The following is a 5,368-nucleotide window of genomic DNA, read 5'->3' as shown; positions in this document are numbered from 1 at the left end:
CAGCTCTGAAGGATCGTTCAACCGATCACTTTAGTTCTAACTGATCGGCATTACTCACTGAGCGCCATTTTTATATCAAATCCACGATGTAGGTTTACTTCATCTGCTCAGCAAACTCATGCACAGCTGGATATGTTTGTTTGTCGAGAATGTCTGCCAGTGAGCATAACGCTCTTTGCAGCTCTGCGTTGTAGTCAGCGCTCACGTTGATGTGGCCCATCTTACGACCTGCGCGCTTCTCTTTGCCATACCAATGAACATGACAGCCACCTTGAGCCAGAATAGCCTCAGGTAGGGTATCTTCACCAAGAATGTTGATCATTGCGGTTGGGCGAATCAGTTTAGTACTGCCTAGTGGCATACCACACACAGCACGTAGGTGGTTTTCAAACTGACAAGTTTCAGCGCCTTGCTGTGTCCAGTGTCCAGAGTTATGAACACGTGGTGCAATTTCGTTAACCAGCAGTGAACCTTTAACATCAAAGAACTCTAACGCTAGCACGCCAACGTAATCCAAACGTTCTGCAACAGCGGTGAACATGGTTTTTGCTTGCTCTTGCAGTTCAATGTCATCAATCGCTGTCGATAAGCTCAATACGCCGTCGGTGTGAACATTTTCAGCCAGTGGGTACACCTGAATCTCACCATTGGCGCCACGAGCACCCACAAGTGAGACTTCACGGTCAAACGGAACGAACTCTTCAGCCACAATCGCTTGGTTGTCTGTTGCTGCAATGCACTCAGCCATTTCTGTCCAAGTCGCGTCAACATTGTCTAATGTCTTTAAGCGCCACTGGCCTTTGCCATCGTAGCCGCCAAGTGTGCTCTTCAAGATCATTGGCAAGCCTACGTGAGCAATCGCAGCGTCAAAGTCTTCGCGAGAGTTAATCACGTAGTACTTAGCATTTTTCACGTTTGCTTCGTCTAACAGGGATTTTTCAAGGCGACGGTCACCGCCAGCTTTGATTGCTTCTGTTGTCGGTAAGAACTTACCGCTGCGCTCACATACCTCAAGTACGTCGTGAGGGATATGTTCGAACTCTGCAGTAATGACGTCCGCACGCTCAATCGCATTGTCTAAGCCGTTGCCTAGAATCGCTTGCGTTAATGGGTGAACAATATTTTTGCTGCCAACATCAAAAGCAGAAATTTCAATATTCAGCGGTGCCCCAGCTAGGGACATCATGCGAGCAAGTTGGCCCGCGCCTAACACAAGAACATGCATGGGAATTAGTCCTCTGCAGGGTTTGGATTAGCAAGAACCGTTTCTGTTTGCTCAGAGCGGAACGCTTCTACTTTCGCTATCACTTCTTCACTGTGTGTACCAATGATTTGAGCGGCTAGGATGCCAGCGTTAGCAGCACCAGCTTCACCGATAGCCAGAGTACCCACCGCGATACCTTTTGGCATTTGTACGATAGAAAGCAGTGAGTCCATGCCTTTCAGTGCTTTAGACTGAACAGGAACACCTAAAACAGGTACGCTTGTGAAAGCAGCCGCCATGCCCGGAAGATGCGCAGCACCGCCAGCACCCGCAATAATCACTTTAATACCGCGCTCTTTCGCACTGGTTGCGTAGTCAGCAAGCAATTGAGGTGTGCGGTGAGCAGAAACCACTTTTGTTTCGTACGCCACGCCAAACTGATCCAACATTTCTGCAGCTAGCTTCATTGTTGGCCAATCAGATTTAGAACCCATGATAATACCGACAGTCATATCAAACTCCTTCAGGTACGATTTAATTAGTGATTAGATATTTTGCGCGCATTATACGGGTAAAATCGCCCAAGGAAAACGTTTGCGTCAGTCTAGGTTGTTAATTGATACATTTTATAAACAAATAGCTTTAGTCACAGTGAATGATAATTTGTACACTTAGCGAGTTCGATAACAGAATTAATGAGGCAACCCGTGGATAACTTTCAACATACATTGCAGGCATTACAGCAAGGTGAAGTCATTGCTTACCCGACCGAAGGCGTTTTTGGGGTCGGTTGTGATCCCGATAATCCACAAGCCATCAAGAAACTGCTCGACTTAAAACAGCGACCGGTGGATAAAGGGTTGATCTTAATAGCTGCGAGCTACGAGCAACTGTTACCTTACATTGATGAAAGCCAATTGACAGAAGCGCAGTTGGCAACAGTGAAAGCGACATGGCCAGGTCCGGTCACTTGGATCATGCCAACCAGCAGCAAAGTTACTGACTGGGTAAGTGGCCAATTTGAATCCATCGCGGTGCGAGTGACGGATCACCCTTTAGTTCAAAGAATGTGTAATGAATTCGGTAAGCCGTTAACCTCGACCAGTGCCAACCTGACAGGTGAACCGCCTTGTATGACGACTGAAGAAGTTCAACAGCAACTGGGTCAACATTTGGTAGCTATTCTCGAAGGTCAAACGGGTGGTCGTGAGAAGCCAAGCGAAATTAGAGATGCTAAAACCTCGAAAATATTAAGACAGGGTTAAACCCTGCAAAGGAATAAAGATGTCAGCAATTGATAAAGAAGCGGTAAAGCAGTTTTTACTGAGCCTACAAGATTCGATTTGCCAACAGCTTGAGCAAGCTGATGGTGCAGCATTGTTTGAAGAAGACGCATGGGAACGCGAACCTGGCGAGCGCCTTGGTGGCGGTGGCCGCACTCGCGTGATGACCAATGGTGCTTTATTTGAACAAGGCGGAGTTAACTTCTCTCATGTAGCGGGTAAAGCTATGCCTGCCTCTGCAACCGCTCATCGCCCTGAATTAGCTGGACGTAAGTTTGAAGCGATGGGGGTTTCATTAGTTATCCACCCTAAAAGCCCATACATCCCAACCTCGCACGCGAACGTTCGCTTCTTTATTGCGGAAAAAGAAGGGGAAGACCCGATTTGGTGGTTTGGTGGTGGTTTTGACTTAACGCCATTTTATCCTTTCGATGAAGACTGCCAATCTTGGCATCAAACCGCTAAAGATCTTTGTGCGCCGTTTGGTGATGATGTTTATCAAGAGCATAAAGAGTGGTGTGATAAATATTTCTATCTACCTCACCGAGACGAAACACGCGGTGTTGGTGGTCTGTTCTTTGATGATCTTAACGAGTGGGGCTTTGAAAAGAGCTTTGCTTATATGCAGGCGGTCGGTGAAGGTTTTGCTGAGGCCTACTTGCCTATTGCCGAGCGTCGTAAAGAGACACCTTATGGCGAACGTGAGCGTGACTTCCAGCTATACCGTCGTGGCCGCTATGTTGAATTTAACCTAGTGTATGACCGTGGCACCCTATTTGGTCTACAAAGCGGTGGGCGTACAGAGTCAATCTTGATGTCTATGCCGCCATTGGCTCGTTGGGAATACCGTTACGAACCACAAGCCGGGTCACCAGAAGCTTTGCTTTATAGTGACTACCTAAAACCGCGAGTTTGGTAGTTCTTCCTTCCTTATAGGGATAGTGATAGGGTCATCTATATAGATGACCCTTTTTATTATTTCTGTTAGGTAAGGATATGACACAGCAAGTAGATCGTTATGCCGTTTTCGGTAATCCTATTGGGCAAAGCAAATCGCCATTCATTCATACATTATTTGCTCGCCAAACCAGCCAACAACTTACCTATACAGCACTCCAGCCAGAACAAGGTGAATTCATCATTGCTGCTCAAGCGTTTTTTAGTGAAGGTGGTAGAGGGTGTAATGTCACAGCGCCATTTAAAGAAGATGCTTATCAGTTCGCTAATCGTCTGACTGAAAGAGCTGAACTAGCAGGTGCTGTAAACACACTTAAGAAGCTCGATGATGGAGAGATCATTGGTGATAACACCGATGGTGAGGGTTTAGTTCAAGACCTTCTTCAACATCAAGTTATGCTCGAAGGGGCTCGCGTTCTTCTGCTTGGCGCTGGTGGTGCTGCTCGAGGAGTGATTCAACCTCTTCTCGACCAAAAGCCACAACAGTTGGTAGTCGCTAATCGAACCAGTTCAAAGGCTGAACTTCTGGCCGAGATGTTTTCTTCACATGGAAACATCAAAGGAATGGGGTTAAGCGATGTTAATGAAGGGTTTGATGTCATCATTAACTCGACTTCGTCTGGCCTAAGTGGTCAGCTTCCTGAAGTTTCTGAGATTATCTTCAATTCGAATAGCGCCGTTTATGACATGGTTTACGGATCGGGCACCACTATATTCAATCAGTGGGCATTAGATAATGGTGTTCATGCTGCTTATGATGGCTTGGGTATGTTAGTGGGGCAGGCAGCAGAGAGTTTTATGCTTTGGCGTGGCCTTCGTCCGGGAACAAAACAGATTTTAAGAGAACTACGTAAAAACCTAGAGATGTAATGAGGTATTTATAAAAAATGAATCAATCAATTCTATTTCCTGATATCCAAGATTGGGATGAAGAAAATCAATCAATCATCTTCCCAGCACAGCAGTCTGGCGCATTGATTGAGTGTGTTATGTCTATTGAAGAGCTGTCTCGATTGGCAGGTAAAGATATAGAAGAAGGCGATCAAGCTTTAGTTATCTTTTCAGAGTTACGTTTTGATATTGAAGAGCTAGCTGAAGAGTTAATAGAAGAAGAGGAGTATGACTCCTCTAATCGGATTCAGATCAAAGTGTTTTAGACTGGCAACACAGAATCTAAATAGTCGTTTTTATTCTGAACATAGTTGTCAGCTGACTTCTGTAAAAAGGCACGCTCTTTATCATTTAATGGGCGTGCTTGTTTTATTGGGCTTCCTACATAGAGATAACCGCTTTCAAGTACCTTATTAGGTGGAACCAAGCTACCAGCACCAATCATCACATCTTCTTTAATAACCACGCCATCGAGCACGATAGCTCCCATACCAACAAGTACGCGATCTTCAATGGTGCAGCCATGCAGCATTACTTTATGCCCAATAGTGACATCATTACCTATTAGTAGAGGATAACCCTCAGGGTTTTCTGCATTCTTATGGGTGACGTGCAAAACGCTGCCGTCTTGGATATTTGTTCTATCTCCAATATGAATGTGGTTCACATCTCCTCGAGCTGCAACTAAAGGCCACACACTAGAGTCGTCACCGATTTTGATATCACCAACCAGTACAGAACTTGTATCTATATAGACACCTTGTCCAATCTGAGGGGATATTCCTTTATAACTGCGTATTGAACTCATAAATCCTCCTTTATATAGGCACCTTAAGCCCTTAATTAAGGGGAATACTAGTTAAAATGGGGTGTTTTGAACAAAAAACGCTCGAACAATCAAAAAAGTAAGAAAAACTTCAAAAAGGGCTTGCCAGTGTGATCGAAATCTCTATAATGCGACCTCGTTGAAACGGGAAGGCTTCGTAAGAAACCAAAACGAATCAGCAGGTCAAATTAGCCAAGCTAAGCGCTT

7 protein-coding genes are annotated in these 5,368 nt (G+C 45.3%); 4 read left to right on the top strand and 3 right to left on the bottom strand.

Translation table 11 applies throughout. From position 1 onward, the window contains the following. Positions 1-94: 94 nt before the first annotated feature. Positions 95-1,225 carry a 5-(carboxyamino)imidazole ribonucleotide synthase gene (locus ED652_RS23615; protein ID WP_122056346.1) on the bottom strand — a complete coding sequence of 377 codons (1,131 nt, stop codon included), beginning with the start codon at positions 1,223-1,225 and terminating at the stop codon, positions 95-97. Positions 1,226-1,230: 5 nt separating this feature from the next. Next, a complete protein-coding gene (purE, locus tag ED652_RS23610; protein ID WP_122056345.1) occupies positions 1,231-1,716 on the bottom strand; it encodes a 5-(carboxyamino)imidazole ribonucleotide mutase in 486 nt (161 codons plus the stop codon). A 195-nt stretch (positions 1,717-1,911) separates the two neighbouring features. Between purE and ED652_RS23605 the strand changes: the two genes are divergently transcribed. The 4 genes from ED652_RS23605 (at position 1,912) to ED652_RS23590 (ending at position 4,601) form a co-directional block, all read left to right on the top strand. Beyond that, entirely contained in the window at positions 1,912-2,469 is a 558-nt protein-coding gene (locus ED652_RS23605) for an L-threonylcarbamoyladenylate synthase (protein ID WP_122056344.1), read from the top strand. Positions 2,470-2,488: 19 nt separating this feature from the next. Beyond that, positions 2,489-3,406, top strand: a complete 918-nt coding sequence (gene hemF / locus ED652_RS23600) for an oxygen-dependent coproporphyrinogen oxidase (protein ID WP_102465152.1) — start codon at positions 2,489-2,491, stop codon at positions 3,404-3,406. Positions 3,407-3,483: 77 nt separating this feature from the next. Continuing rightward, positions 3,484-4,314 carry a shikimate dehydrogenase gene (gene aroE, locus ED652_RS23595; RefSeq protein WP_122056343.1) on the top strand — a complete coding sequence of 277 codons (831 nt, stop codon included), beginning with the start codon at positions 3,484-3,486 and terminating at the stop codon, positions 4,312-4,314. 17 nt (positions 4,315-4,331) lie between these two features. After that, positions 4,332-4,601 carry a DUF1488 domain-containing protein gene (locus ED652_RS23590; protein ID WP_065104207.1) on the top strand — a complete coding sequence of 90 codons (270 nt, stop codon included), beginning with the start codon at positions 4,332-4,334 and terminating at the stop codon, positions 4,599-4,601. On the opposite strand, the gene ED652_RS23585 is transcribed toward ED652_RS23590, so the two are convergent. After that, positions 4,598-5,143, bottom strand: a complete 546-nt coding sequence (locus tag ED652_RS23585) for a gamma carbonic anhydrase family protein (RefSeq protein WP_102353496.1) — start codon at positions 5,141-5,143, stop codon at positions 4,598-4,600. The two genes, ED652_RS23590 and ED652_RS23585, sit on opposite strands and share 4 nt — an antisense overlap. Positions 5,144-5,368: the final 225 nt, after the last annotated feature.

The organism is Vibrio sp. Evd11 (assembly GCF_900382755.1).
Taxonomy (GTDB): Bacteria; Pseudomonadota; Gammaproteobacteria; order Enterobacterales; family Vibrionaceae; genus Vibrio; species Vibrio lentus.
The sequence above is the reverse complement of the archived record's forward strand: the minus strand, read 5'-3'. Positions and strand labels throughout refer to the sequence as shown.

What these genes read in the sequence shown, in the direction of transcription:
- purE (WP_122056345.1), bottom strand. Translation starts at nt 1,716, where the DNA reads ATGACTGTCGGTATTATCATGGGTTCTAAATCTGATTGGCCAACAATG.
- ED652_RS23615 (WP_122056346.1), bottom strand. Translation starts at nt 1,225, where the DNA reads ATGCATGTTCTTGTGTTAGGCGCGGGCCAACTTGCTCGCATGATGTCC.
- ED652_RS23585 (WP_102353496.1), bottom strand. Translation starts at nt 5,143, where the DNA reads ATGAGTTCAATACGCAGTTATAAAGGAATATCCCCTCAGATTGGACAA.
- hemF (WP_102465152.1), top strand. Translation starts at nt 2,489, where the DNA reads ATGTCAGCAATTGATAAAGAAGCGGTAAAGCAGTTTTTACTGAGCCTA.
- ED652_RS23590 (WP_065104207.1), top strand. Translation starts at nt 4,332, where the DNA reads ATGAATCAATCAATTCTATTTCCTGATATCCAAGATTGGGATGAAGAA.
- aroE (WP_122056343.1), top strand. Translation starts at nt 3,484, where the DNA reads ATGACACAGCAAGTAGATCGTTATGCCGTTTTCGGTAATCCTATTGGG.